Source organism: Gammaproteobacteria bacterium (genome assembly GCA_003696665.1).
Lineage (GTDB): Bacteria > Pseudomonadota > Gammaproteobacteria > Enterobacterales.
Map to the genome: position 1 here is coordinate 1 of RFGJ01000032.1, position 1,973 is coordinate 1,973.

The window sequence follows — 1,973 nt, forward strand, 5'->3', positions numbered from 1 at the left end:
CATATGCATAGGCGTCTCGTACGTGAACATGTTCGACTATGCCGAGACCCGTGATTTTGCCAACCTGAACAGGGTGCACAGGGTCCTGAATATCGAGGACGGTGAGCCCCTCTTGACCTGCCGGAAGGTACAGAAAGTGCCCCTCTATCGCAGCTTGTCGGATCAGTGCGTCGGTGTCCCAAGAGTTCAAGCTTTGCGGAGTGGACGAATCCGTGATTCGAAATACTTCTACGGTGCTCGTGCAGTCTTCCATGGTGTAGCACACGCCGCTGATGGCAAAGACGTAGTCCTTATAAGTGAGCAGATCATTCACATCGCGCGTGAGGTCTGCACGCCCTGTTTCATGTGGGCCGCCGGCAATGTCCGAATCACTGAGTGTTACAAGGCGTATCCCTTCGCTGTCACCGTGTAGTGCAAAGAGCCAGGGACCGCTTCGAGTCACCGTTTTGAAGCTGCCTTGTTTTTCAGTATAGAGGACTCCGAGTTCCCATGGCATAGACGGGTTGCTTGCATCCAAGGTTTGGATTCCTGTGTGCAAATTGAGATAAATCCGGTGGTTGTCCCCCAGGGCAAAACTGCGAATGTCTAGCTGCTTGTCTGAATATGCGCTTTGCGGGTAGCTGCCCCGGACTTCAGGTGCCCAGGGAACCGAAATGTCAATCGTGTAGAACTCACCTGTGTTCAAGTCACGACGATACAGTGCGTATAGGATGTCATCTTGCACCACGAGTTGGGCGAAGTATCCTCGGGGTGATTCGCCGTGTTCCACTGGGGTAGTTTGCACCAAAGTCGGGCCCGTTGCGGCAGAGACATCCAACACAAGGAGGTCGCCACGAGCGTACAAGCCAAGGTAGAGGTAATGCCCATGGAGAGCAACGGCCGTGATATTCCGCTGCGCTTCATAGCGCGATAGGAACCGCGGCCGACTGGGATCTGTGATGTCAAAGACGCCGAGTGTCGTGCGTGTCGCAAGAATGAGCCGGTTGCCATCACCAATTGCTGCCAGCCGCGATGATTCGACGGCAATACGCCCCTGCCTGACAGGCTGCAATGGATTCGTGAGATCGAGTAGCTCTACGGCCTGCTCTGTGACCACGACACCGAGCCCATCTTGCATTGTCAGAAATTGAATGAACGATGGAAAAACGAGTCTCGTGACCGGATGGGGGGTAGGCGGTGCGCTGATGTCGAACACTTCCAGGGCTGCACCGGCCCCAATATAGAGGGCAGGTCCCTGGGTAGCCAGCATACTGGGTACACCTCCAATAAAGTTGACGAGCTCAATCCCAGCAGGTTGCCAAGAGCTGGCTGTCAAAAATGGGGTGTCATCTGTTGGTGTTGGAGTTTCTGGGTGAATGGACTGAGCCAAAGCCGGGCGATAGAAGATCAGACCCAAGGCGGCGGTGAAAGTCCACGATAAGAACAGTTTCCAGATACGCACATCCGAACTCCTGTATACTCAAACGGACAGATGTTCATGGAGAAAGCGACCTTTGTCGCCTCGCTGACAATAATCTTAGCACATAACAGTCAATTTGCAATGGGTTTGCTTCTAGGGGCTTCTGGCTTTCAAGGCGTTGCGTTCACGATGTGCGAGGCGTGAAGGAATTCCTTCTATACTGTATACTATCGACGGCCGGTTCTGAAGACGGTGGAGCCGCCCATCCTTTTTACCGCCGTTAGCGAGGCAAAAAATGAAAATCGTGTCAAAAACGGTGTTTTGCGGGGCATTGCTGCTGTTCTTGTTGCTCGCTTCTCTAACGGTTCGCGCCCGCCCCCTGCGAGTCACTCACTACGTGAATCCCGATGGACTGTGCGGAGGCATGTTGCCGTGCCATACCACCATCAAGGAGGCTGTGGATGCGGCCGCGGACGGCCACATTATCGTGGTTGCGCCGGCCACCTACACCGAGACCCTCTCCCTCAGCAAGGACCTGACCCTGTTGGGCGCGGGCCCGGAGACGACCATCATC

At 54.7% G+C, this 1,973-nt stretch carries 2 protein-coding genes; one reads left to right on the forward strand and one right to left on the reverse strand.

Going from position 1 to position 1,973, the window contains the following annotated elements:
* Positions 1-1,396, reverse strand: a 1,396-nt coding sequence (locus D6694_00770) for a hypothetical protein (GenBank protein ID RMH48195.1), incomplete at its 3' end; no start/stop codon positions are given.
* A gap of 298 nt (positions 1,397-1,694) precedes the next feature.
* Here D6694_00770 and D6694_00775 point away from each other — a divergent pair.
* The coding region (locus D6694_00775; GenBank protein ID RMH48196.1) for a hypothetical protein at positions 1,695-1,973 on the forward strand (279 nt) is incomplete at its 3' end.